Origin of the sequence: Streptomyces azureus, from assembly GCF_001270025.1 — a bacterium.
Lineage (GTDB): Bacteria > Actinomycetota > Actinomycetes > Streptomycetales > Streptomycetaceae > Streptomyces > Streptomyces azureus.
The window spans coordinates 61,528-84,863 of record NZ_DF968254.1 but is presented as its reverse complement, the minus strand read 5'-3'; the positions used below and the strand labels follow the sequence as shown (position 1 = coordinate 84,863).

Sequence of the window (23,336 nt, the reverse complement as noted above, 5' to 3'; positions counted from 1 at the left end):
TCGACACGAGCAGCCGACCGCCCTCAGGCCTTCGGGTCCGAGGACTCCCTCGGCCGCTCCTGCGCCGGCCCCCGCCGCACCGAACCCGGCGCGTTCCACTCCTGCTGCCTGCGGGCCCGCCGCTTGGCCGCCTCGGAGGACTGGAGCTGGTAGGGCACCGAGGTCACCATGATCCCCGGCGTGAACAGCAGCCGGCCCTTCAGCCGCAGAGCGCTCTGGTTGTGCAGCAGATGCTCGTACCAGTGGCCGACGACGTACTCGGGGATGATCACGGACACCGCGTCCCGCGGCGACTCCTTGCGCAGTCCCTTGACGTACTCGATGATCGGCCGCGTGATCTCGCGGTAGGGCGAGTCCAGGACCTTCAGCGGTACGTCGATGCCGCGCCGCTCCCACTCGTCGCGCAGCGCCTTGGTCTCCGCCGGGTCGACGTTGACGCTCACCGCCTCCAGGGTGTCCGAGCGCATCAGCTTGGCATAGGCCAGGGCACGCAGCGCGGGGCGGTGGATCTTGGAGATCAGGACGACGGAGTGGACGCGGGAGGGCCGTACGCTGTCGTCGCTCGGGCCCTCAGGGGCGGCGATCTCCTCGGCGACCCGGTCGTAGTGCTTACGGATGGCCGTCATCGTCGCGTAGAAGATCACCATGCCGAGCAGGGCGACCCATGCGCCGTGCGTGAACTTGGTGACGAGGACGACCACCAGCACCAGGCCGGTGAAGAAGGCGCCGAAGGCGTTGATGGCGCGCGAGCGGACCATGTGGCGGCGCTTGGCCTTGTCCTGCTCGGTGGCCAGGTGGCGGTTCCAGTGCCGGACCATGCCGGTCTGGCTGAGCGTGAAGGACACGAACACGCCGACGATGTAGAGCTGGATCAGGCGGGTGGAGTCGGCGCTGTAGATCCACACCAGCAGTCCGGCGGCGCCGGCGAGCAGCACGATGCCGTTGGAGAAGGCGAGGCGGTCGCCGCGGGTGTGCAGCTGGCGCGGCAGGTAGCGGTCCTGGGCGAGGATCGAGCCGAGCAGCGGGAAGCCGTTGTAGGCGGTGTTCGCGGCGAGGAACAGCACCAGCGCGGTGGCTGCGGCCAGCACGATGAACAGGATGCTGTCCGCGCCGAAGACGGCCTCGGCGACCTGTGCGATCACCGGGTGCTGCACATAGTCCGGGCCGAGCGGAACGCCGTTGTGGACGAGGTCCTTGGCCGGGTTCTCGGCCATGCGGACGTCGGTCGCGGCGGCCAGCGCGATGATGCCGCAGAACATGGTGACGGCCAGCAGGCCCATCAACGCGAGCGTGTTCGCGGCGTTCTTGGACTTGGGCTTGCGGAAGGCCGGGACCCCGTTGGAGATCGCCTCGACGCCGGTGAGCGCGGCGCAGCCGGAGGAGAAGGCGCGCAGCAGCAGGAAGACCAGTGCGAAGCCTGCCAGGCCCTGGTGCTCGGGTTTGATGACGTAGTCCGCCGTCGGTGCCCGCATGGTGTCGTCCAGGACCAGTCCGCGGAAGGCGCCCCAGGCGATCATGGTGAAGACGCCCGCGACGAAGACGTACGTCGGGATCGCGAAGAGCGAGCCCGACTCCTTCACGCCGCGCAGGTTCATCAGCGTGAGCAGCACGATCACGCCGATCGCGCAGAGCACCTTGTGCTCGACCACGAACGGGATCGCGGAGCCCAGGTTCTCGATGCCGGAGGAGATCGACACGGCGACGGTGAGGACGTAGTCGACGAGCAGCGCGCTCGCGACCGTCAGGCCCGCCTTGGGGCCGAGGTTGGTGTTCGCCACCTCGTAGTCGCCGCCGCCGCTGGGGTAGGCGTGCACGTTCTGCCGGTAGGAGGCCACCACGGTGAACATCAGCACGACGACCGCGACGGCGATCCACGGACTGAAGTGGTACGCCGTCACACCCGCGATCGACAGGACCAGCAGCACCTCCCCCGGCGCGTACGCGACGGAGGACAGGGGGTCGGAGGCGAAGACGGGTAGTGCGATGCGCTTCGGCAGGAGTGTTTCCCCCAGCCGGTCACTGCGCAGTGCGCGCCCGATCAGGATCCGTTTGGGCACGTCGGTCAGTTTGGACACAACAGAGGATCGTAAGCGTTCGATTGCGGGCTCGCCCACCCGCCACCCCCCATCGGCGCTCCGTCTGCTCTCCGAGTGAATTCAGGGGCTGCTGCGGCTGCGGATTGCGCAGGTCACCCGGTTCCCATGCCTATATGACTGAGCCCCGTCCGTCCCCGGCTGTCGCCGCCCCTGGAGGCCCCATGCACCCGACCGCAGAACTGATCGGCGCCGCAGCCACACTGTTCGTCCTCGGAATCCTCACCGTGGCGAGTTTGCGGAGCATCAGCCGCCGCAAGGACGTGTCGCCGGGGACGCGCTAGTGCCCCGGAACGCAACGTTCGCCCGTCAAGGAGCGGCGCCCGGTGCGTGCTCTGGGGGTACCCCCTGCTCGAAGAGCTTGGGGGAGTGCCGGCCGGAAGCCCTCGTACTGGATGCACTCGGGCTTTCGGCCGGTGCGGCGAGCGGGCGTCGCGACGGGGCGAACGTTGCCTGCCGGGGCACTAGAGACACGAGCCGTGGCCGCGGGGCAGACGTCACGGGCTTCCGTCGCACTGTCCGCCGCTGACCCTGGCCCGCTCCAGCTCCGCCACCCCGGCAAGCAGCGCCTCCCGCCCGATGCTGTCCGTCCGGGTCGACGGGACCGTGCAGGCGTACGCCCCGGCCACCGCGCCGTGCAGGGCGCAGTGGCGGGGCGGGGCGCCGTTCAGCCAGGCGTGGAGGAACGCGGCGGCGAAGGCGTCGCCCGCGCCGTTGGAGTCGACGACCGGTGCCGGGGGCGTGGCGGCGGGTACGTGGGTCAGCTCGCCGTCGGTCAGCAGGTACGCCCCGTGCGCCCCGGCGGTGGCGACGACGGCCCGGGCGCGGCCCCGTTCGGTGATCCGCCGCATGGTCCGCTCCGGGTCGGCCAGTGCCGTGCTGGACAGGAAGACCAGGTCGGCCTGGTGGGCGAAGGGCTCGTGGTAGGGGTTGGACCCGTCCCAGTCGTGCAGGTCGGTGGAGATCGTGAGGCCCGCCTCGCGCAGGAGGGGCAGCGCGTGGGCGCACGGCTGCGTGATGACGACATGGGCGTGCCGGCTGGCCGCGGCCAGCTTCCGCAGCGTGGCCTCGGGCAGCCGGTCCGTCTCCGCCGAGCGGGTGGCGTCGTACAGGGACAGCCGTCCGCCGTCGGGGCCGACGAGGTTGACCGCGCGCTTGGTGCCTAGCGGCTGGGGCACGGCGGTGAGCGCGATGCCGCGGTCGCGGTGCAGGGCGCGGACCAGGTCGCCCTCGGGGTCGTCGCCCAGCATGTCGACGTGGTGCGTGCGCAGCCCCAGCGCGCTCGCGGCCAGCGCGACGAAGTCACCACTCTGGCCCGCGCGCGTCACGATCCCGGGCCGGATCATGTGGCTGTCGGCGAACGGCACGGGCAGCTCGGGCACGTGCACGATCGTGTCCACGCCCGCGCCGCCCAGGACCAGGACGTCGATCTCGCTGCTCATGTCGGCTTCCTCCCCCGCCGAGGGCCGGCAGGGCCCTCGGCAACCCTCTCGACTTTGCCGATACGTTGGAGTCGGGCAGTCGAACGCGGCACCGGCCCCGGAAGGCATCATGACGTGATTCCACCGGCATGATGTTGCCTGGCGGCCCGCACTCAGGCCGCGACGTGGTGCCTGGCGAGCCGAAAGAGAGACATGAGCAGGACAATGTTGATGGTCAGAGGGCCCGTAGGAAGCACGGTGTGACGCGATGCATATTGTGATCATGGGTTGCGGAAGGGTGGGCTCCGCCCTGGCGCAGAACCTGGAGCAACAGGGCCACACGGTCGCCGTGGTCGACCAGGACCCCACCGCCTTCCGCCGCCTGGGCTCCTCCTTCGGCGGCCGCCGGGTCACCGGGGTCGGTTTCGACCAGGACACCCTGCGCGAGGCGGGCATCGAGGAGGCCGGCGCCTTCGCCGCCGTCTCCAGCGGTGACAACTCCAACATCATCGCCGCGCGCGTGGCCCGCGAGATGTTCGGCATCGAGAACGTCGCCGCCCGCATCTACGACCCGCGGCGGGCCGAGGTCTACCAGCGCCTGGGCATCCCCACCGTCGCGACCGTCCGCTGGACGGCCGACCAGATGCTGCGCCGCCTGCTCCCCTCGGGCGCCGAGCCGCTGTGGCGCGACCCCACCGGGGGCGTCCAGCTCGCCGAGGTGCACACCTCCACCGCCTGGGTCGGCCACAAGATCAGCCGGATCCAGGAGGAGACGGGCGTGCGCGTGGCGTTCCTGACCCGGCTCGGCGAGGCGGTCCTGCCCACCTCGCAGACGGTGCTCCAGGAGGGCGACCTGGTGCATGTGATGATGCGCACCGACGAGATCGACAAGGTCGAGGCGGCGTTCGCCAAGGGCCCCGAAGAGGAGGTCGGTCACTGATGAGGGTCGCCATTGCCGGAGCCGGCGCGGTCGGCCGCTCGATCGCGGGCGAACTGCTGGAGAACGGCCACGAGGTCCTGCTGATCGACAAGGCACCGACCGCCATCTCGGTCGAACGCGTCCCGCAGGCCGAGTGGCTGCTGGCCGACGCCTGCGAGATCACGTCCCTGGACGAGGCGGCGCTCCAGCGCTGCAACGTCGTCATCGCCGCGACCGGCGACGACAAGGTGAACCTGGTCGTCTCGCTCCTCGCCAAGACGGAGTACGGCGTCCCGCGGGTGGTCGCCCGGGTGAACAACCCGAAGAACGAGTGGCTGTTCAACGAGGCCTGGGGCGTGGACGTCGCCGTCTCCACGCCGCGTCTGATGTCGGCCCTGGTCGAGGAGGCGGTGAGCGTGGGCGACCTGGTCCGCCTGCTCCGCTTCAGCCACGGCGACGCCAACCTGGTCGAGCTGACCCTGCCGGAGGAGTCGGCCCTGGCCGGCACGCAGGTCGGCGACGTCGAGTGGCCCGAGGACACGTCCCTGGTCACGATCATCCGCGGCACCCGCGTCCTGACACCCTCCCGGGAGGACTCCCTGGAGGCGGGCGACGAACTCCTCTTCGTGGCCGCACAGGCCCGTGAGGAGCAGCTGGAGGACCTGCTGTCGGTACGCCGGGACAGCGCGGCGAGCTGAGCTGGGCCCTTCGGTGAGCGAGCAGGAAGGGGCGCCCCGGGTTTCCGGGACGCCCCTTCCTTAACTCTGGAGGTTCTTTCAGCTCTGGAGCCTTTCAGCTCTGAGGTTCTTTCAGCTCTGGAGGTTCACTGCTCGGCGGACCGAGCAGCAGCCTCCCGCTCCCTCTCCTCCGCGGCCTTCTCCTCCGCCTCCATCTCCGCGAACACGTCGATGGGCGCGGGCGCCTTCGCCAGGAAGACCCACGTCAGCCATACGGCGAGCAGGAACGGCGGGATCTTCAGGGCGACCAGGACCCAGCCCAGCTGTGTGGTGTCGGCCCACCAGTACAGCGGGAAGAGGATCGCGCACTTGGCGAGCAGGATCGCACCCCACGCGTAACTGGCCTTCGCGTACGCCTTCTTGCGGCCGGGGTTCCGCGTGCGCCAGGAGAGGTTCTCCTTGAAGACCGGGCCGAGGATCAGCCCGATCAGCGGGACACCGCACAGGGTGGTGATGATGTAGGCGAGTCCCAGGCCCAGCGTGTAGAGCATGCCGGGCAGGTAGAAGTCCTTGGCGTTGCCGGTCATCATCGCGAAGACGACACCGAAGGCCACGCCGAAGACACCGCTGAAGGCGTGCTTGACGGTGTCCTTCATCACCAGCCGGACCACGACCAGCACCAGCGACACGGCCAGCGCCGCGATCGCCGACAGGTGCAGGTCCTTGTTGATCGTGTAGATGGTGACGAACAGCAGGCCGGGCAGCACCGTCTCGACCATGCCCCGCACGCCGCCGAACGCTTCGAACAGGGCGGCCTCGGTCACCGCCCGGGCGTCGTCCGCAGATGTCTCTTCGGTCGGCTTGTCGAGCGACGTCACCGGCTACTCCCGTCCGAGGGGTCTCAGTTCGTACTTGGGATTGAACAGCACCCGGCGGCCCCGGCTCATGGAGATCCGGCCCGATGCGATCAGCTTGCGCCCCGGCTCTATGCCCACGATCGAGCGCCTGCCGAGCCACACCACGTCCAGCGCCGCGGAGCCGTCGAACAGCTCGGCTTCCAGGGCCGGGACTCCGGCGCGCGGCCGCAGGGTGACCGTGCGCAAGGTACCAGTAACCGTCACTATCTGCCGGTCCTGGCAGTCTCCGATCCGGATACAGCCCGCGGTCTCGGCGTCCTCGCGCAGCTCCTCGGACTCCAGGTCCTCCTGCGACGAGGAGAGCCGGTCGAGCATGCGCCGGAACCGGCCCGCCTGCTTCTGCGAACGAGGAACAGCACTCATGTCTAGAGCCTACCGGGGCGTGCTGACAGCCACGTAGCCCCGGGCGAGGACCTCACTTCTCGAACCGGTAGCCCATCCCCGGCTCCGTGATGAAGTGCTTCGGATGCGAGGGATCCGCCTCCAGCTTCCGCCGCAGCTGCGCCATGTACACGCGCAGATAGTTGGTCTCCGTCCCGTACGAAGGCCCCCACACCTCCTGGAGCAACTGCTTCTGCCCGACCAGTCGGCCGCTGTTGCGGACGAGGACCTCCAGCAGGTGCCATTCCGTGGGGGTCAGCCGTACGTCCTTCCCTGCGCGGTTGACCTTCTTCGCGGCCAGGTCGACGGTGAACTCGCCGGTGTCCACGATCACGTCGTCCTCACCGCCCCCGGCCGGCTCGGCCCTGCGCACGGCGGCCCGCAGCCGGGCCAGCAGTTCGTCCATGCCGAAGGGCTTGGTGACGTAGTCGTCGGCGCCCGCGTCCAGCGCCTGGACCTTCTCGTCGGAGGAGTGCCGGGCCGACAGCACCAGGATCGGCACCCGGGTCCAGCCGCGCAGGCCCCTGATCACCTCGACGCCGTCCATGTCGGGCAGGCCGAGGTCGAGGACGACCACGTCGGGGTGGCGGGCGGCGGCGAGCCGGAGGGCGGTGGCGCCGTCGTGGGCCGCGTCGACCTCGTACGTGCGTGCCCTGAGGTTGATCACGAGGGCGCGCACGATCTGCGGCTCGTCGTCGACCACCAGCACACGGGTCATGAGGCCTGCCTTTCCGGTTCGGCTGTGTGTTCCGCCACGTGGTCAAGCTCCGGGCGCGGTCCCGCCGCGCGGAGGGTGAGGACCATGGTGAGCCCGCCGCCCGGGGTGTCCTCGGCGTCGAGCGTGCCGCCCATGGCCTCGGCGAAGCCGCGCGCCACCGCGAGCCCCAGTCCCACGCCGGCGCCGCGCGGGGCGTCGCCGTAGCGCTGGAAGGGCTCGAAGATGCGGTCCTTGGCCTCGTCGGGGAGGCCCGGCCCCCGGTCGGCCACCCGTACCTCGACCCGGTCGGCGAGCGCGCTGGCGGCGACCAGCACGGGCGTGCGGGGCGGACTGTACTTGACGGCGTTCTCGACGAGGTTGGCCATGGCCCGCTCCAGCAGCCCGGGGTCCACGCCGACCATGGGCAGGGTCTCGGGGACGTCCAGGTCGACACTGCCCTCGGGTACGCCGCCGAGCGCCATCGGCACCACCTCGTCGAGGTCGATCTCGCGGATCAGCGGGGTGACCGTGCCGGTCTGGAGCCGGGACATGTCGAGCAGGTTGCCGACTAGGTGGTCGAGGCGGTCGGCGCCCTCCTCGATGCCTTCCAGCAGCTCCGCCCGGTCCTCCTCGGACCACTCGACGTCCTCGGAGCGCAGGGAGGTCACCGCCGCCTTGATCCCGGCGAGCGGGGTGCGCAGGTCGTGGCTGACGGCGGCGAGCAGCGCCGTACGGATGCGGTTGCCCTCGGCGAGGGTGCGGGCCCGGTCGGCCTCCTCCTGGAGCCGGCGGCGGTCCAGGACGACGGCGGCCTGGGCGGCGAAGGCTGCCAGCACGCGGCGGTCCTCGGCGGGCAGGACGCGGCCGGCCAGCGCGAGCGCCATGTGGTCCCCGACCGGCATGTCCACATCCGCCTCGTCGGGCCGCTCGACGGGACGTCCCCGCCCGACGCGGCCGGCGCAGGTCCACGGCTCGACGTCGCTCGACCTCTCCAGCAGGGCCGCCGACTCCATGCCGAAGGTCTCCCGGACCCGTTCCAGCAGGTCCTCCAGGCCGGTCTCGCCGCGCAGCACGTTGCCCGCGAGGAAGGAGAGGATCTCGGACTCGGCCCGCAGCCGGGCGGCCTGGTGGGTGCGGCGGGCGGCGAGGTCGACCACGGAGGCCACCGCCACGCCGACGGCCACGAAGATCACGATGGCGACGATGTTCTTCGGGTCGGCGATGGTCCACCGGTGCAAGGGCGGTGAGTAGAAGTAGTTCAGCAGCAGGGAGCCCACCGCCGCCGAGGCCAGCGCCGGCATCAGCCCGCCGAGCAGGGCCGCCGCCACGGTCAGCGCCAGGAACAGCAGCATGTCGTTGGCGAGGCCGAGGTCGACGGCGTTGAGCAGCGCCGCCAGAACCGGCGGGCCGGCGACCCCGGCGATCCAGCCCCACACCCGCCGGGACCGCCCGAGGCGCGCACCCCGGGCCACGGGCAGTCCGCGGCCCTTGGCGACCTCGTCGTGGGTGACGATGTGCACGTCGAGGTCGGACCCGGACTCCCGGGCGACCGTGGCGCCGACGCCGGGCCCGAAGACGTACTGCCAACTCCTGCGGCGCGAGGAGCCCAGCACGATCTGGGTGGCGTTCACACCGCGGGCGAAGGCGAGCAGCGCGGCCGGTATGTCGTCGCCGACCACATGATGGAACGTTCCGCCGAGGTCTTCGACGAGGGTCCGCTGCAACGCCAGTTCCTTCGGCGAGGCCGAGGTCAGACCGTCGCTGCGGGCTATGTAGACGGCCAGCACCTCACCGCCTGCGCCCTTATCGGCCAGCCGAGCGGCCCGGCGGATCAACGTACGGCCCTCGGGGCCGCCGGTCAGTCCGACCACGATCCGTTCGCGCGAGCCCCAGATCCTCGACACCCGGTGATCGCTGCGGTACTGGGTGAGGTAGGCGTCGACCCGGTCGGCCACCCACAGCAGCGCCAGCTCGCGCAGGGCGGTCAGGTTGCCGGGGCGGAAGTAGTTCGACAGGGCCGCGTCGACCTTGTCGGGTTGGTAGATGTTGCCGTGCGCCATCCGCCGCCGCAGCGCCTCGGGCGACATGTCGACCAGCTCGACCTGGTCGGCCCGCCGCACCACCTCGTCCGGCACGGTCTCCTGCTGCCGCACCCCGGTGATCGACTCGACGACATCGCCCAGTGACTCCAGGTGCTGGATGTCGACGGTCGAGATCACGTCGACACCGGCCGCCAGCAGTTCCTCCACGTCCTGCCAGCGCTTGGCGTGGCGGGAGCCGGGGATGTTGGTGTGGGCGAGTTCGTCGACCAGGGCGACCTGGGGGCGGCGGGCGAGGACGGCGTCGAGGTCCATCTCGTGGAAGACGCCGCCGCGGTGCTCCAGCCGCCTGCGCGGCACCTGCTCCAGGCCGTGCAGCATCACCTCGGTGCGGGGGCGGTCGTGGTGCTCGACGTGGGCCACCACGCAGTCCGTGCCCCGCTCGACGCGGCGGTGCGCCTCGGACAGCATCGCGTACGTCTTGCCGACGCCCGGTGCCGCACCGAGGTAGATCCGAAGTTTGCCGCGTCCCATGGCCTCATTGTCTTCCGGTCTGCCGACTGCGCAGCGTCGACCTTACGGCCAGCAATCACGACATATGGGTTCCGGGCGCGGCAGTGGGGCCGCCTTTGACGGAACTCTGACGCGCCCGGCCGGTCGGGGCCTCACGCGGGGTTGTCTCCGTGGGTGAGGGTCTCCCAGGCGACGAAGAGGTTGTCGCTGCCGGCGGGGCGGCCGCGCAGGGTCAGCGTCTCGGTGTTGGTCATGGCGTGTCCGAGACGGTTGGCCAGGGCGTTGTGGCCCACCTCGGGGACCGGCCCGAGCCCGGGCTTCAGGGAGCCGCCGCACAGCCAGCCCGGAGCGGCGGCGCCGAGCTGGTACTTGGCGTGGAAGCCGAGCCCGTGCCGCAGCCGCTCGCCCACGTCGGTGCCGTAGAGGTCCTGCCCCTGGATCCGGCTGGTCTCGGCGACGTGCGAGATGGCCGAGAGTCCGTACCCGGTGTGTGTGAAGTCCCGGCAGGTCTCCTGGCTGAGCCCGTCGACGAAGGCCGACTGCCCCTGCCAGTACTTGACGATCTTCTCCCGGGTGTCGAGGCTCTGGCTCGGCACTGTCCTCGGCAGGTCGCCGTCGGAGGCCAGGTAGACGTAGGCGGCCGTGCGCGTGCGGAACTTCGCCATGGCCCTGTCGTACGACGCCTTGTCCTCCAGGAAGACGGAAATGCCGACGGCGGCCTCCATCATCGACAGCTCCCAGTTGCCGTTGGAGTTCGAGCCGTTGATCACCTCGGGCAGGTACACGGTGCGGAGCATGGTGGCGAAGCGGCCGGAGTTGGCCCAGGTGCCGGTGTACGTGTACTTGATGATCTCGGCGGCCTTGGGCCAGGAGGAGCCGGCCCAGCCGGTCTGGAGGGGCGCGTTGCTGTTTGTGTGGTCCCGGATCACGGCGGACCAGGCGTCCATCAGCTCGATCGCCTTGCGCGCGTGCCGTTCGTCGCGGGTGACGTACCAGGCGAGGGCCTGGGTGTAGGCGGCGATCGCGTCCTCGCGTTCGTCGGTGCAGCCGTTGTTGGGCTGGAGTACGAACCGCACTCGACGACCGCCCGGGGTCTGGGCGTGCGGTTCAGGTCGGCGTACTTGCTCGCCATCATCCGGCCGAAGGCACCCTTCCAGGGCTGGGCACCGGCGTTGACCTTGGCACGGGTGAAGTCCAACTGACCCTTGGAGACGGTGACTCCGGGATGGACGAAGGTGCTGGGAGCGGCGTCGGCGGGCCAGGCGAGGACACCGGCGACGAGGGCGGCCGTGGCCGCTGAGAGTGCGGTTCTGCGCATACGCGGGAGCCGTCCGTTCTCGTATATGAACGTGAAGCGCCTTTATGAACGGCGCGTTGGACGGAGACGGTAGGTGCAGACCAATGCCCCGTCAAGGCTCCACGCATGAAAAAGGGCCGCACCCCTTGAGGAGTGCGGCCCTGGTGTTTCTACGACGCTCAGCGAACCTCGGTGATCTCCGGTCCGCGCTGGAGCTGGCCCATTCCGCCGGCGAAGCGGGAGCCCTCCTCCTGCTGGACGCCCTCGGGGACCATCTGGGCGTCGTTGGGCAACTTCAGGACGATCGGGTCGCGGGGCGCCATCGGACCCTCGCCTCGAACCACGACCGTGTCCCGGAAGATCTGCTCGAGCAGCCCGGCGGCCTGCGGCTGCACCGCGCCCTGACCCGAGATGACCCCGCGCAGGAACCAGCGGGGGCCGTCCACACCGACGAACCGCACGACCTGGAAGCCGCCGGTGCCGTCCGGCAGCTGCACCGGCACCTGGGCGCGCAGCTCCCAGCCCAGCGGCCCCTCGACCTCGTCGACGATGCCGCCCTGCTGGGTGATGCCCGAGCCGATCTCCTCGCGCACCTCGCCCCAGATGCCCTCGCGCTTGGGCGCGGCGAAGGCCTGCAGCTGAATGGCGCTGTCCCGCAGCACGACCGTCGCCGCCACGATCGCGTCACCCGCGACCTCGACCCGCAGCTCCATGCCGTCGACACCCGGCACGAACAGACCGCCCAGGTCGACCCGGCCATCGCCCGGGTCGCGCACCTCGGAGCTGTCCCAGGGCCCGTCGGGCCGCGGCGCCGGCTCGAGCCTCAGGCGCTCGCCCTCGCCGCCCGCCTCACTGTCGACACCGTCGACGACCTGCTCGGCCTCGCCGGCCGCGTCCTCGGCGGCATCCCTCTTCTTGCGACGTCCGAACACGTCACTGTCCTTCCCGGTCGGATACGACCGAAGCGTATCGATTCCCACCCGCCTGACCGCCCAGGGCGGCCTGACCGCTTGTGCCGCTCGTCCCGTCCACCGCGGCGTGCCCTCCGGTGGACCCGAAGCCCCCGTCGGCCCGCGCGGAGCCGGGAAGCTCCGCCACCTCCTGGAAGCGGACCCTCTCGACCTGCTGGACGACCAGTTGGGCAATCCGGTCAAAGCGCTCGAACCGCACGGCCTCGCGCGGGTCGAGATTCACCACGATCACCTTGATCTCCCCACGGTACCCGGCATCAACCGTCCCCGGGGCATTCACCAGAGCGACGCCGCAGCGCGCGGCCAGGCCGGACCGGGGGTGCACGAAGGCCGCGTACCCCTCCGGCAGTGCCACAGACACTCCCGTGGGCAGCACAGCCCGCTCGCCCGGCGCCAGTTGGCACGCCTCGGTGGTGCGCAGGTCGGCTCCCGCGTCCCCGGGGTGCGCATACGACGGAAGCGGTACGTCCGGATCGACGCGCCGGATCAGCACGTCCACGGGCTGACGGCTCACAGGGCTCGCGGGAGTCATGGGGCCTTCCGGGCTGACGGGGCTCGTGGGGGTCACGGGAGTCGCGGGGGCCACGGGGCTCAAGAGGCTGTCCGTACTCACGGGTTCACCTCGAACGCACGGGCTCGCCGGACCTGGTCCGGGTCGTTCATGGCCGCCTGGATCTCCTGCTGGCGGCCGTGGTCGACGAAGTGGTCGACCTTCACCTCGACGAAGAGCGCGTCGGCACGGACGGCGACGGGCCCGCCGGGGCCGCCGACCCGCCCGGTGGCGGTCGAGTAGATCTTCCGCCCGGCCACCGCCGTCACCTCCGCCTCCAGGTGCAGCGTGGTGCCGACGGGCACCGGCCGTACGAAGTCGGTCTCCAGCCGGCCGGTCACGGCGATCGTGCGCAGCAGCCAGTTCAGCGAGCCGAGGGTCTCGTCCAGGGCGGAGGTGAGCACACCGCCGTGGGCGAGGCCCGGGGCGCCCTGGTGGGCGGGCTGCACGGTGAACTCCGCGGTGAGTGACACGCCCTCGCCGGCCCGTGCCTCCAGGTGCAGCCCGTGCGGCTGGTCGCCGCCACAGCCGAAACACTGGCCGTAGTGCGCACCGAGGAGCTCACCGGGCGCCGGAGCGTCCGGATGCCGCACCGGTCGCACGGCGTCGGCCGGAGGCTGAAGGGCAGCGGAAGTACGACTCACAGCCGGAGACCTTACCCGCGCGTCGGCCCCTCCCGGACACCGTGTCAAGCTTGGCCCCATGCAGCTCTCCGCCGCCCCGTACGAAGAACGCCTGACCGCTCCCCGGTCCTGGTGGCTGATCTCGTTCCTGGTCGGGGTCTCCATGGCCTTGGTCCTGCTCCCGTTCGGCACGCTGCCCATGCTCGGCGGCCTGGCCGGGGGCACCGCGGTCGCGGCCGTCGCCGCGAGTTCGTACGGCTCGGTCCGCATCCGCGTGGTGGGCGATTCGCTGATCGCGGGCGAGGCGAAGATCCCGGTGGCGGCCCTGGGCGAGGCCGAGGTCCTGGACGCCGAGGAAACCCGTGCCTGGCGCACCCACAAGGCCGACCCGCGCGCCTTCATGCTGCTGCGCGCCTACATCCCCACGGCCCTGCGCGTGGAGGTCACGGACCCGGAGGACCCGACTCCGTACCTGTACCTGTCCACGCGCGAGCCGGAGCGCCTGGCGGAGGCGCTGCGGGCGGCGAAGCCGGCGTAGCACATCTGCGCGGGGCGCCATCCGGCGGCGGACGGCGGCACGCGCACACGCGGCCCGGCGCGGCCCCGTGCCCGTCGTCGCGCGTCGCTCTGTGCCCGTCGTCTCGCGTCGTCTCAGTGCCCGTCGTCGCGCTCTTCGCGTTGCCCGTCGTGCTTTTCGCTCTCGGGCTTCTCGCTCTCCAGGCGGCCCAGGGGGTCGTCAGTGATCTCGCCCATCTCCAGGGCGTCCGCGGGACGTTCCAGGGCGGGGAGGGGCTCCAGGGCCTCCCAGGGCACCTGGATCCTGCGCAGGTCCTCGCGGATCCGGGCGGCGAGCTTTCTCGTCTCGCTGCGGTTCATGGCCGCCCCGACGGCGGCGCCCACCAGGAACGGCACCAGGTTCGGCATGCTGCGGACCATCCGCTTCATGATCCGCTGCCGCAGCTCGCGCTTCATGCGGCTGTTCAGCGCCGTGCTCAGCGTCGACGGCTTGGTCGCGTCGATCCCGCGCTCCCCCGACCACGAGTCGAGGTACGCGGTGCTGCGCTGCTTGAGGTTGCCGGGCGGCCGTACGCCGTAGACCTCGTGGAGTTCGGCGATCAGCTTCAGCTCGATCGCCGCGACGCCGGTGACCTCGGCGGCCAGTTCCGTCGGCATCGCGGGCGGCACGGGAAGCATCGCCGCCGCGCCGATGCCCGCTCCGACCGTCGCCGTCGCCTTCGCCGCGCCCGCGACGAGTTTGTCCGCGAGCTCTTCGGGCCCCAGGCCCGGGAACTGCCTGCGGAGCGTCGTCAGGTCCCGTACGGGGACGCGCGGGGCCAGTTCGATGATCCTGTCGGCGAGATGGGCGAGGCCGGCCCGGGCCCGGACCGAGCCCTTGCGGGCACTGTCCATGGCCCGCTCCCGGAGCGTCCCCGCCGTCCGCCGGGCGACGGGTGCGGGGACGTCCACGGACGGCGGGAGGTCACCCCGGTCCGCTGCCGGTTCGAGCGAGGCCGCCCCCGTACCGGTTGCGCCTCGCTCGTCGTCACGCGCGCCGTGCTGCGGGCCGTCGATCGGCCCTTCGTCCGCTTTCCGTTTGGAGAAGCGGCGCTTCCAGGGAGGGGTCGAGCCAGTCACGGCCGACCCGTCCTCAGTCGCAGTCGCGGCAGATCGGCTGGCCGTTCTTCTCCCGGGCCAGCTGGCTGCGGTGGTGCACCAGGAAGCAGCTCATGCAGGTGAACTCGTCCTGCTGCTTCGGGAGCACTCGTACTGCCAGCTCCTCATTCGAGAGATCGGCGCCGGGCAGTTCGAGTCCCTCTGCGGCCTCGAACTCGTCGACGTCCACTGCGGAGGCCGACTTGTCGTTCCTCCGAGCCTTCAGCTCTTCGAGGCTGTCCGAGTCAACGTCGTCATCGGTCTTGCGTGGAGTGTCGTAATCGGTTGCCATGTCGCTCTCCCCCTCTGGGTGTCTGCGGTGTCTCCAGCGCACGTAACGCGTGAGAGGCCGGACTTGTGCCCGACCTGAGGCGGAGATTTTGCCTCACATCAAGGTCTGTTACTCAATCGACACCCAACCGGACTCCTCACGAGTGATCGGCTTGGATGGCGATGGGGACCGTACACGGTCCGAATGCCGCACTTCAAAGGCGTCTCACCGTGTACTTCCCGTGATCAAGACCCCCGAAAACCGGGATTTTCCCGGCTTTCCGACAGGACACATGATCACGGAGAGTAGACAGCCGGAAAAGCGTCCCTGTGATCGATCACACACGGGACACGCGCGGTGCGATGTCGGAAATTCCGCGTAAAGCGAACATCCCCGTGCGCCGCCGAGTTGATCGGACACATGATCTCAGATGGGCAGCGTGACCCGCATCACGAGCCCACCCCCTTCCCGCGGCTGTGCGTAGATGTGCCCGCCGTGCGCCCGGGCCACCGACCGGACGATGGACAGACCGAGTCCGACGCCCTTGTCGCTGCCCGTGCGCTCGGTGCGCAGCCGCCGGAACGGCTCGAAGAGGTTGTCGATCTCGTACGCCGGCACGACGGGGCCCGTGTTGGAGACGACCAGGACCGCCTGGCCGTGCTGGACCTCGGTCGTGACCTCGACCCAGCCGCCCTCGGCCACGTTGTAGCGCACGGCGTTCTGCACCAGGTTGAGCGCGATCCGCTCCAGCAGCACGCCGTTGCCCTGGACGACCGCGGGCTTCTGCTCGCCGCGGATGTGCACGCCCTTGGCCTCGGCCTCGCCGCGCACCTGGTCGATGGCCTGCCCGGCGACCTCGGCGAGGTCCACCGGGCCCCGCTCGACGACCTGGTTGTCGCTGCGGGCGAGCAGCAGCAGGCCCTCGACGAGCTGCTCGCTGCGCTCGTTGGTGGCCAGCAGCGTCTTGCCGAGCTGCTGCAGCTCCACCGGCGCGTTCGGATCGGACAGGTGCACCTCGAGGAGCGTGCGGTTGATCGCCAGCGGTGTCCGCAGCTCGTGCGAGGCATTGCCGACGAAGCGCTGCTGGGCGGTGAAGGCGCGCTGGAGCCGCTCCAGCATGTCGTCGAAGGTGTCCGCCAGCTCCTTCAGCTCGTCGTCCGGGCCGTCCAGCTCGATCCGGCGGGACAGGTCGGAGCCGGCCACCGCGCGGGCGGTGCGGGTGATCCGGCCCAGCGGCGACAGCACGCGCCCGGCCATCGCGTAGCCGAAGGCGAAGGCGATGACCGCCAGGCCCAGCAGCGCGAGCAGCGAGCGGCTGAGCAGGTTGTCCAGGGCGTGCTGGCGCTGCTCGTTGACGCACTGGTTCATGGCGTTGTTGAACTCGGCCGGCGAGGCCTGGTCGGGCAGGTTGCAGATGTCGCTGGTGACCTTGCCCTCGACGATCTTGAACGGCAGCTCGCTGCCCACGTTCAGCGCTTCCGCGGCCAGCAGGTAGATGATCGACAGCAGCAGGATGCCGGCGATCAGGAACATGCCGCCGTACAGCAGCGTGAGCCTTATGCGGATGGTCGGGCGTAGCCAGGGGAACGGCGGCGCGGGTCGCCGGGGATCCCAGGTGGGCTTCGGGGGCGCCTGAGGAGGCGCGGGAGTGGTGGCCACAGTCGATCAGATCCGGTAGCCGGAGCCGGGGACGGTGACGATCACGGGCGGCTCGCCGAGCTTGCGGCGCAGGGTCATGACCGTCACTCGGACGACGTTCGTGAACGGGTCGGTGTTCTCGTCCCAGGCCTTCTCCAGCAGCTGCTCGGCCGAGACGACGGCGCCCTCGCTGCGCATCAGCACCTCCAGGACGGCGAACTCCTTGGGTGCGAGCTGGACCTCCTTGCCGTCGCGGAAGACCTCGCGGCGGTTGGGGTCGAGCTTGATCCCGGCGCGCTCCAGGACCGGGGGCAGGGGCACGCTGGTGCGCCGGCCGAGGGCCCGCACGCGCGCGATGAGCTCACTGAACGCGAACGGCTTCGGCAGATAGTCGTCGGCGCCGATCTCCAGGCCCTCCACCCGGTCGCTGACGTCACCGGAGGCCGTGAGCATCAGCACGCGCGTGGGCATGCCGAGCTCGACGATCTTGCGGCAGACGTCGTCACCGTGCACGAGTGGGAGGTCGCGGTCGAGGACGACCACGTCGTAGTCGTTCACGCCGATGCGCTCCAGGGCGGCCGCACCGTCGTACACGACGTCGACGGCCATGGCCTCCCGGCGCAGTCCGGTGGCCACCGCATCGGCGAGCAGTTGCTCGTCCTCGACGACGAGTACGCGCACGTCCCTGGTCCTTCCTCATGTCCACCCGCGTAGCGCCGCACAGGCGCAGACGGGCAGGGGTCTTCGACGGTTCGCTGGTGTGTTGCCCTCCATCCTGCCCTTTTCGGCCATAAGTCGGAGGTAAGGCGGGTGAGGAGACGGAGCCCGAGGCGGAATAGGAGATTTTCTCCTTCGGTTAGGTTTCCACGGAAGGGACCTTGGGGAGGACGGCTTTACATCCCACGATCACGCTCTGCTTGTACCGCACCACCATGCGGTGCGCGTCAACCCGCTTCCGCAGGGCGGGCGTGGGTGTCCGGCACCGTCGCCGCCCAGCTGAGCGGCGCTGGGCATCCACCGGAGACGTGATCGTCCCTTCCGAACGGCACACCCCCGTGCCATCGACACACGACCCAGGACGAGGGGGCGCAGCATGGACGCATTCACCGCAGGACTTCTGCAGCGCATAAGGGCGACCGAGTCCGATCTGTCCCGGGCTCGCGACGAGGGCGACGACTTCCTCGTCGAGGTGGAGCAGGGCGAGCTCGACGACCTGCGCCGTCTCGCCGCCGAGCACGGTGTGGAGGTCGGCGCGACGAGCGTCTGATCAGGCCGTACGAAGCGGGTCCCGGCGAATCCAGCGCCGGGGCCCGCTTCGTCGTCTTGCGGCCCCGTTCACTCGGTGTCGGGCGTGCCGTCGGCCGTCGTACGACGGCGGGCGTGCCACCGGCTGTCGTACGACGGCCTGGCCGTCCTCAGTCGTGCCAGGCCCCGAGCCCCTCCAGCAGGCGCTGGAGGGGCTCGAAGACACCCGGGGTACCCGCGACTGTCAGATCCCCCGACGGGCGCTCTCCGGGGCGTCCACCGGTCAGCGCGCCCGCCTCCCGGGCGATCAGGTCGCCGGCCGCGAGGTCCCAGGCGTGCAGGCCGCGCTCGTAGTAGCCGTCGAGTCGTCCCGCAGCCAGGTCGCACAGGTCGACCGCCGCCGAACCGCCGCGCCGGATGTCGCGCAGCAGTGGGATCAGACGCTGGGCGACCTCGGCCTGGTGGGTGCGGACCTCGGCCACGTAGTTGAAACCCGTCGACACCAGCGCCTGGTCCAGGGGCGGCGCGGGACGGCAGGCCAGCCTGCGCTCGCCGTCCCAGGCCCCGGTGGCCCAGGCTCCGCCGCCGAGCACCGCGTGGAAGGTCTCGCCGCGCATCGGGGCCGTGACGACTCCGACGACGGTCTCGCCGTCCTGCTCGGCGGCGACGGAGACGGACCAGGTGGGCAGCCCGTACAGGTAGTTGACCGTGCCGTCGAGCGGATCGATCACCCAGCGGACGCCGCTCGTGCCCTCGGTGGTGCCGCCCTCCTCGCCGAGGATGCCGTCGTCCGGGCGGCGCTCGGCGATCAGACCGGTGATCAGCTTCTCGGCCGCGATGTCCATCTCCGTGACGACGTCGATGGGGCTGGACTTGGTCGCGGCCACCGCGAGGTCGGCCGGGCGCCCGTCCCGCAGCAGCGCGCCCGCGCGGCGAGCGGCCTCCTGGGCGATGTCGAGCAGGTCCTTGTGCAGGGGGTCGGTCACGGGGCTCCTCACGCGTAGGTGCTGTCGGCGCCCGCGGCGGCGGGGCGGGGGGCCCGGGCCGGGCAGCAGCCGGCCGGGCAGAGGTGGTGGCTCGGCCCGAGGGCGCCCAGGGCGCAGGGGGTGACCTCCTGCCCGCGCTCGACGGCGGCGCGCTCCACGACGAGCTCGCGGATCGCGGCGGCGAACCTCGGGTCGGCGCCGACGGTGGCCGAGCGGCGCATCGGCAGCCCCAGCTCCTCCGCCTTGGCCTTGGCCTCCGTGTCGAGGTCGTAGAGGACCTCCATGTGGTCGGAGACGAACCCGATGGGGGCGATCACCACGGCCGGGACACCTGCCGCGTGCCGCTCCTCCAGGTGGTCGCAGATGTCGGGCTCCAGCCACGGGATGTGCGGGGCACCGGAGCGGGACTGGTAGACGAGCTGCCAGGGGTGGTCGACGCCGGTGCGCTCCCGGACGGCGTCCGCGATCAGCTGCGCCACGTCCAGGTGCTGCCTGACGTACGCGCCGCCGTCGCCGTGGTCCTCGACGGGCCCGGAGGTGTCGGCGGAAGCCGTCGGGATCGAGTGCGTCGAGAAGGCGATGTGCGCCCCGTCCCGGACGTCCCCGGGCAGCTCGGCGAGGGACCGGAGCACCCCGTCGATCATGGGCTCCAGGAAGCCGGGGTGGTTGAAGTAGTGCCGCAGCTTGTCGACCTTCGGCAGCTCCAGCCCCTCCGCCGCGAGGGCGGCGAGCGAGTCGGCGAGGTTCTCGCGGTACTGGCGGCAGCCCGAGTAGGAGGCGTAGGCGCTGGTGGCGAGGACCAGGATGCGGCGGCGGCCGTCGCGGACCATCTCGCGCAGCGTGTCGGTCAGATACGGCGCCCAGTTGCGGTTGCCCCAGTAGACCGGCAGGTCCAGGCCGTGGTCGGCGAAGTCCTTGCGCAGGGCGTCCAGCAGGGCCCGGTTCTGGTCGTTGATGGGGCTGACCCCGCCGAACAGGAAGTAGTGCTGCCCGACTTCCTTGAGGCGTTCCTTGGGGATGCCGCGCCCACGCGTCACGTTCTCCAGGAACGGGACCACGTCGTCCGGGCCTTCCGGGCCGCCGAAGGAGAGCAGGAGCAGGGCGTCGTAGGGGGTGACATCGCGCGCGTCTGGCATGAGTCGATCCTGCCACCCTGCGCTGACAGCCGGGAAACGGCGGGGTGACACCTGCGCGGCGGACGGCCCCGGGGGGCCTGGCGGGTGCGTCGGGCGCACCGCGCGGCGTAATCTGTGTCGACTGCGTTCGCAGCTTACTGAGCTTTTCGGAGACCCCGTGCCCAGCCCCTACCGCGCCCTGTTCGCCGCCCCCGGCAGCAAGCGCTTCTCCGCCGCGGGCTTCCTCGGCCGTATGCCGCTGTCGATGATGGGCATCGGCGTCGTCACGATGGTCTCCCAGCTCACCGGGCGGTACGGACTGGCCGGTGCCCTGTCGGCCACCATCGCGCTGGCGGCGGCGGTGGCCGGACCGCAGGTCTCACGGCTGGTGGACCGGTACGGACAGCGGCGGGTGCTGCGGCCGGCGACGCTGATCTCGCTCGCCGCGGCGGCCGTCCTGCTGTTCGCGGCGCACTACGGGTGGCCGGACTGGGTGCTGTTCGTGGCGTGCGTCGGCATCGGCTGCGTGCCGAGCGTCGGCGCGATGATCCGGGCCCGCTGGGCGGCCCTGTACCGGGGCACCCCGCAGTTGCACACCGCGTACTCCTTCGAGTCCGTGGTGGACGAGGTGTGCTTCATCTTCGGGCCGATCATCTCCATCGGCCTGTCCACGGCCTGGTTCCCGGAGGCCGGTCCGCTGCTCGCCGCCTGCTTCCTGGCCGCCGGCGTCTTCTGGCTGACCGCGCAGCGCGCCACCGAGCCGGAGCCGCACCCGCGCGAGCACCGTGGCGGGGGCACGGCCATGCGCTCGCGGGGCCTCCAGGTCCTGGTGGCCACCTTCGTGGCGACCGGGGCGATCTTCGGGGCGGTCGACGTGGTCACCGTGGCCTTCGCCGACGAGGAGGGGCACAAGGCCGCCGCGAGCATCGTCCTCGCCCTGTACGCGGCCGGTTCCTGTGTGGCGGGCATGGTCTTCGGACTGCTGCACTTCGCCGGGGCGCCGGAACGCCGGTGGTTGCTGGGCGTGTGTGCCATGGCCGTGAGTATGATCCCCCTCCTACTGGTCGGAAACTTGCCGTTTCTGGCCGTGGCGCTGTTCGTTGCGGGTCTGGCCATCGCTCCGACGATGATCACGACGATGTCCCTCATCGAAGAGCACGTACCACGCGCGCAGCTCACCGAGGGCATGACCTGGGTGAGCACCGGGCTCGCGGTGGGGGTCGCACTCGGCTCCTCCGCGGCCGGCTGGGTGATCGACGCGGCCGGGGCGCGTGCCGGGTACGGGGTTCCGGCGGTGGCCGGGGCCGTCGCGGTCGCGGTGGGTTTCCTCGGATTCCGTCGGCTCAAGCGGCCGGCTACGGGTCGGGGAGGCTCCGTTGAGCAGCACAGCGAACGGAAAGAACGGCACGTGGCGTAACTGGGGCGGCAATGTCTCCGCGCGTCCCGCGCGGGAGGTCACCCCGGCCTCCGTCGACGAACTGGCCGCCGCCGTGCGGCGAGCCGCCGAGGACGGCCTGAAGGTGAAGGCCGTAGGAACCGGGCACTCCTTCACGTCCATAGCGGCGACCGACGGGGTGTTGATCCGCCCTCAACTGTTGACCGGCATACGCGACATTGATCGCGACGCCATGACCGTCACGGTGGAGGCCGGCACCCCGCTCAAGAGACTCAACGTGGCCCTGGCGCGCGAGGGTCTGTCGCTGACGAACATGGGCGACATCATGGAGCAGACGGTCTCCGGGGCCACCAGCACCGGCACGCACGGCACGGGCCGCGATTCCGGCTCGATCGCCGCCCAGATCAAGGGCCTGGAACTGGTCACCGCCGACGGCTCGGTCCTCACCTGCTCCGAGAAGGAGAACCCGGAGGTCTTCGCGGCCGCCCGCATCGGCCTCGGCGCCCTGGGCATCGTCACCGCGATCACCTTCGCCGTGGAGCCGGTCTTCCTGCTCACGGCCCGCGAGGAGCCGATGCCGTTCGACAGGGTCCTCTCCGACTTCGAGGAACTCTGGGCCGAGAACGAGCACTTCGAGTTCTACTGGTTCCCGCACACCGGGAACACCAACACCAAACGCAACAACCGCAGCGCGGGCCCCGAGAGGCCGGTGCCCCAGCTCCAGAGCTGGTTCGAGGACGAGTTCCTCTCCAACGGGGTCTTCCAGGTGGCCAACTGGGTCGGACGCGCGGTGCCCGCCACGATCCCGGCGATCGCCCAGATCTCCAGCAAGGCCCTGTCCGCGCGGACCTACACCGACATCCCTTACAAGGTCTTCACGTCTCCGCGCCGGGTGCGCTTCGTGGAGATGGAGTACGCCGTTCCGCGCGCGGCCGTCGTCGAGGTGCTGCGCGAGCTGAAGACGATGGTCGACCGCTCCGGCCTGAAGGTCAGCTTCCCCGTGGAGGTGCGCACCGCCCCGGCGGACGACATCACCCTGTCCACCGCCTCGGGCCGGGACACCGCCTACATCGCCGTCCACATGTTCCAGGGCACGCCCTACCAGCGGTACTTCACCTCGGCCGAACGGATCTTCACCGCCCACGAGGGACGTCCGCACTGGGGCAAGGTGCACACCAGGGACGCCGAGTACTTCTCCCGGGTGTATCCGCGCTTCGCCGAGTTCACGGCGTTGCGGGACCGTCTCGATCCTGACCGGCGGTTCCAGAACGACTACTTGCGGAGGGTTCTGGGGGCGTAGGCGACGCACTGGGGGTGGTGTTCCCCCGGGCCTCGCTCCCCTCGGCGCTCGGTGTGGATGTCGGTGCCGGGCTCGGTGCCGTACCGCCGCTTTCGTCGGGTGAGGGCGAGGCGACCGCACCCTCAGGAGTGGTGCCGGACGGGCTCTTCGCCGTGGCGTCGCCGTCACCGTAGGGGCCGGCGACGCTGGCGGCCCCGGAGCCTTCGGAACCGTCAACCTCCGGAGCCCGACGCGGACTTGCCGTCGCCGGTGAAGACGTCGCCAGCGGTCGTACTTCGTCCGCCACCCAGGTTGCGGCCGGAAACCAGCTCGTAGGTGGTGATTCCGGTCATCGTGAGACCGAAGCCGATCGCCGCCGCGAGCACCGGCCGCTCTCAGCCCCGGGCCCGGGCGCGGTAAACGGTGCCCGCGGTGAACTCACCAGGCGCCGGAGGCGCTTGGTCCGCCGGCCCGGCCGCCTGCCGGGAAGCGGCCGCCGTCGCGCCGCGGAGCTGCTCGCCGGTGCGCTTGAAGAAGTGCTGGAAGAGCGTGCCGCCGCAGGTCGCGACGACGCCGACTACACCGGCGCCGAGGGTCGTGCCGTAGACCCCGAAGTACGAGGCCAGTTCGGCGGCCAGGGCCGCCGCCCGCGACC

At 70.9% G+C, this 23,336-nt stretch carries 21 protein-coding genes and 1 pseudogene; 6 read left to right on the top strand and 16 right to left on the bottom strand.

Going from position 1 to position 23,336, the window contains the following annotated elements; all coding sequences use genetic code 11:
* Positions 1–23 precede the first annotated feature (23 nt).
* Positions 24–2,075, bottom strand: a complete 2,052-nt coding sequence (locus AOQ53_RS14480) for an APC family permease (protein ID WP_059417451.1) — start codon at positions 2,073–2,075, stop codon at positions 24–26.
* Positions 2,076–2,590: 515 nt separating this feature from the next.
* The gene (locus AOQ53_RS14475; protein ID WP_059417450.1) at positions 2,591–3,535 is read right to left on the bottom strand and encodes an adenosine kinase; all 945 of its coding nucleotides are present in this window, start codon (positions 3,533–3,535) and stop codon (positions 2,591–2,593) included.
* Between the two features lie 247 nt (positions 3,536–3,782).
* On the opposite strand from AOQ53_RS14475, the gene AOQ53_RS14470 reads away from it, so the two are divergent.
* Together AOQ53_RS14470 and AOQ53_RS14465 are read left to right on the top strand one after the other, a co-directional pair.
* On the top strand, positions 3,783–4,454 hold the full coding sequence (locus tag AOQ53_RS14470; protein ID WP_059417449.1) for a potassium channel family protein: 672 nt from the start codon (positions 3,783–3,785) through the stop codon (positions 4,452–4,454).
* The gene (locus AOQ53_RS14465; protein ID WP_059417448.1) at positions 4,454–5,131 is read left to right on the top strand and encodes a potassium channel family protein; all 678 of its coding nucleotides are present in this window, start codon (positions 4,454–4,456) and stop codon (positions 5,129–5,131) included. Before AOQ53_RS14470 ends, AOQ53_RS14465 begins: the two co-directional genes overlap by 1 nt.
* A gap of 125 nt (positions 5,132–5,256) precedes the next feature.
* On the opposite strand, the gene AOQ53_RS14460 is transcribed toward AOQ53_RS14465, so the two are convergent.
* The 8 genes and pseudogenes from AOQ53_RS14460 to AOQ53_RS14425 all read right to left on the bottom strand — a co-directional run bounded on the left by AOQ53_RS14460 (position 5,257) and on the right by AOQ53_RS14425 (position 13,119).
* Positions 5,257–5,988 (bottom strand): DUF3159 domain-containing protein, encoded by a 732-nt coding sequence (locus tag AOQ53_RS14460; RefSeq protein ID WP_059417447.1) that lies wholly within the window; start codon positions 5,986–5,988, stop codon positions 5,257–5,259.
* Positions 5,989–5,991: 3 nt separating this feature from the next.
* Complete coding sequence (locus tag AOQ53_RS14455; protein WP_078945308.1) at positions 5,992–6,390, bottom strand: OB-fold nucleic acid binding domain-containing protein; 399 nt, start codon at positions 6,388–6,390, stop codon at positions 5,992–5,994.
* A 52-nt stretch (positions 6,391–6,442) separates the two neighbouring features.
* A complete protein-coding gene (locus AOQ53_RS14450) occupies positions 6,443–7,126 on the bottom strand; it encodes a response regulator (RefSeq protein ID WP_059417445.1) in 684 nt (227 codons plus the stop codon).
* Positions 7,123–9,678: a sensor histidine kinase gene (locus AOQ53_RS14445; RefSeq protein ID WP_059417444.1), complete on the bottom strand. Its 2,556-nt coding sequence runs from the start codon at positions 9,676–9,678 to the stop codon at positions 7,123–7,125. The genes AOQ53_RS14450 and AOQ53_RS14445 overlap by 4 nt, the downstream gene beginning before the upstream one ends.
* Positions 9,679–9,809: 131 nt before the next feature.
* Positions 9,810–10,975 (bottom strand): annotated as a pseudogene (locus AOQ53_RS14440) (alginate lyase family protein).
* Positions 10,976–11,133: 158 nt separating this feature from the next.
* A complete protein-coding gene (locus AOQ53_RS14435; RefSeq protein ID WP_059417443.1) occupies positions 11,134–11,886 on the bottom strand; it encodes a DUF3710 domain-containing protein in 753 nt (250 codons plus the stop codon).
* 1 nt (position 11,887) lies between these two features.
* A complete protein-coding gene (dut, locus tag AOQ53_RS14430; RefSeq protein WP_059417490.1) occupies positions 11,888–12,457 on the bottom strand; it encodes a dUTP diphosphatase in 570 nt (189 codons plus the stop codon).
* 77 nt (positions 12,458–12,534) lie between these two features.
* Complete coding sequence (locus AOQ53_RS14425; RefSeq protein WP_059417442.1) at positions 12,535–13,119, bottom strand: PaaI family thioesterase; 585 nt, start codon at positions 13,117–13,119, stop codon at positions 12,535–12,537.
* A gap of 58 nt (positions 13,120–13,177) precedes the next feature.
* On the opposite strand from AOQ53_RS14425, the gene AOQ53_RS14420 reads away from it, so the two are divergent.
* Positions 13,178–13,636 (top strand): DUF3093 domain-containing protein, encoded by a 459-nt coding sequence (locus AOQ53_RS14420; protein ID WP_010035031.1) that lies wholly within the window; start codon positions 13,178–13,180, stop codon positions 13,634–13,636.
* A 113-nt stretch (positions 13,637–13,749) separates the two neighbouring features.
* Here the strand turns inward: AOQ53_RS14420 and AOQ53_RS14415 are convergent, their stop codons facing one another.
* The 4 genes from AOQ53_RS14415 to AOQ53_RS14400 all read right to left on the bottom strand — a co-directional run bounded on the left by AOQ53_RS14415 (position 13,750) and on the right by AOQ53_RS14400 (position 17,341).
* Positions 13,750–14,733, bottom strand: coding sequence for a hypothetical protein (locus AOQ53_RS14415; protein WP_059417441.1), 984 nt, complete (start codon positions 14,731–14,733; stop codon positions 13,750–13,752).
* A gap of 13 nt (positions 14,734–14,746) precedes the next feature.
* The gene (locus AOQ53_RS14410; protein WP_003993510.1) at positions 14,747–15,043 is read right to left on the bottom strand and encodes a DUF4193 domain-containing protein; all 297 of its coding nucleotides are present in this window, start codon (positions 15,041–15,043) and stop codon (positions 14,747–14,749) included.
* A gap of 405 nt (positions 15,044–15,448) precedes the next feature.
* On the bottom strand, positions 15,449–16,681 hold the full coding sequence (locus tag AOQ53_RS14405; protein ID WP_059417440.1) for a sensor histidine kinase: 1,233 nt from the start codon (positions 16,679–16,681) through the stop codon (positions 15,449–15,451).
* A 6-nt stretch (positions 16,682–16,687) separates the two neighbouring features.
* Complete coding sequence (locus AOQ53_RS14400; protein ID WP_003993508.1) at positions 16,688–17,341, bottom strand: response regulator transcription factor; 654 nt, start codon at positions 17,339–17,341, stop codon at positions 16,688–16,690.
* Between the two features lie 412 nt (positions 17,342–17,753).
* Here AOQ53_RS14400 and AOQ53_RS44615 point away from each other — a divergent pair, with 412 nt between their 5' ends.
* Positions 17,754–17,927, top strand: a complete 174-nt coding sequence (locus AOQ53_RS44615) for a hypothetical protein (RefSeq protein ID WP_010035018.1) — start codon at positions 17,754–17,756, stop codon at positions 17,925–17,927.
* Positions 17,928–18,075: 148 nt separating this feature from the next.
* Here AOQ53_RS44615 and AOQ53_RS14395 read toward each other — a convergent pair whose 3' ends face one another.
* Together AOQ53_RS14395 and AOQ53_RS14390 are read right to left on the bottom strand one after the other, a co-directional pair.
* Positions 18,076–18,891: an inositol monophosphatase family protein gene (locus tag AOQ53_RS14395; RefSeq protein ID WP_059417439.1), complete on the bottom strand. Its 816-nt coding sequence runs from the start codon at positions 18,889–18,891 to the stop codon at positions 18,076–18,078.
* 8 nt (positions 18,892–18,899) lie between these two features.
* A complete protein-coding gene (locus AOQ53_RS14390; RefSeq protein WP_059417438.1) occupies positions 18,900–20,027 on the bottom strand; it encodes a ferrochelatase in 1,128 nt (375 codons plus the stop codon).
* A 157-nt stretch (positions 20,028–20,184) separates the two neighbouring features.
* Here AOQ53_RS14390 and AOQ53_RS14385 point away from each other — a divergent pair, with 157 nt between their 5' ends.
* Together AOQ53_RS14385 and AOQ53_RS14380 are read left to right on the top strand one after the other, a co-directional pair.
* A complete protein-coding gene (locus tag AOQ53_RS14385; protein ID WP_059417437.1) occupies positions 20,185–21,423 on the top strand; it encodes an MFS transporter in 1,239 nt (412 codons plus the stop codon).
* Positions 21,383–22,702 carry a D-arabinono-1,4-lactone oxidase gene (locus AOQ53_RS14380; protein WP_059417436.1) on the top strand — a complete coding sequence of 440 codons (1,320 nt, stop codon included), beginning with the start codon at positions 21,383–21,385 and terminating at the stop codon, positions 22,700–22,702. Before AOQ53_RS14385 ends, AOQ53_RS14380 begins: the two co-directional genes overlap by 41 nt.
* Positions 22,703–23,336 lie beyond the last annotated feature (634 nt).

Coding starts and splice junctions, on each gene's coding strand:
- AOQ53_RS14475 (WP_059417450.1), bottom strand. CDS start 3,535: ATGAGCAGCGAGATCGACGTCCTGGTCCTGGGCGGCGCGGGCGTGGAC.
- AOQ53_RS14470 (WP_059417449.1), top strand. CDS start 3,783: ATGCATATTGTGATCATGGGTTGCGGAAGGGTGGGCTCCGCCCTGGCG.
- AOQ53_RS14465 (WP_059417448.1), top strand. CDS start 4,454: ATGAGGGTCGCCATTGCCGGAGCCGGCGCGGTCGGCCGCTCGATCGCG.
- AOQ53_RS14455 (WP_078945308.1), bottom strand. CDS start 6,390: ATGAGTGCTGTTCCTCGTTCGCAGAAGCAGGCGGGCCGGTTCCGGCGC.
- AOQ53_RS14450 (WP_059417445.1), bottom strand. CDS start 7,126: ATGACCCGTGTGCTGGTGGTCGACGACGAGCCGCAGATCGTGCGCGCC.
- AOQ53_RS14445 (WP_059417444.1), bottom strand. CDS start 9,678: ATGGGACGCGGCAAACTTCGGATCTACCTCGGTGCGGCACCGGGCGTC.
- dut (WP_059417490.1), bottom strand. CDS start 12,457: ATGACTCCCGCGAGCCCTGTGAGCCGTCAGCCCGTGGACGTGCTGATC.
- AOQ53_RS14420 (WP_010035031.1), top strand. CDS start 13,178: ATGCAGCTCTCCGCCGCCCCGTACGAAGAACGCCTGACCGCTCCCCGG.
- AOQ53_RS14410 (WP_003993510.1), bottom strand. CDS start 15,043: ATGGCAACCGATTACGACACTCCACGCAAGACCGATGACGACGTTGAC.
- AOQ53_RS44615 (WP_010035018.1), top strand. CDS start 17,754: ATGGACGCATTCACCGCAGGACTTCTGCAGCGCATAAGGGCGACCGAG.
- AOQ53_RS14390 (WP_059417438.1), bottom strand. CDS start 20,027: ATGCCAGACGCGCGCGATGTCACCCCCTACGACGCCCTGCTCCTGCTC.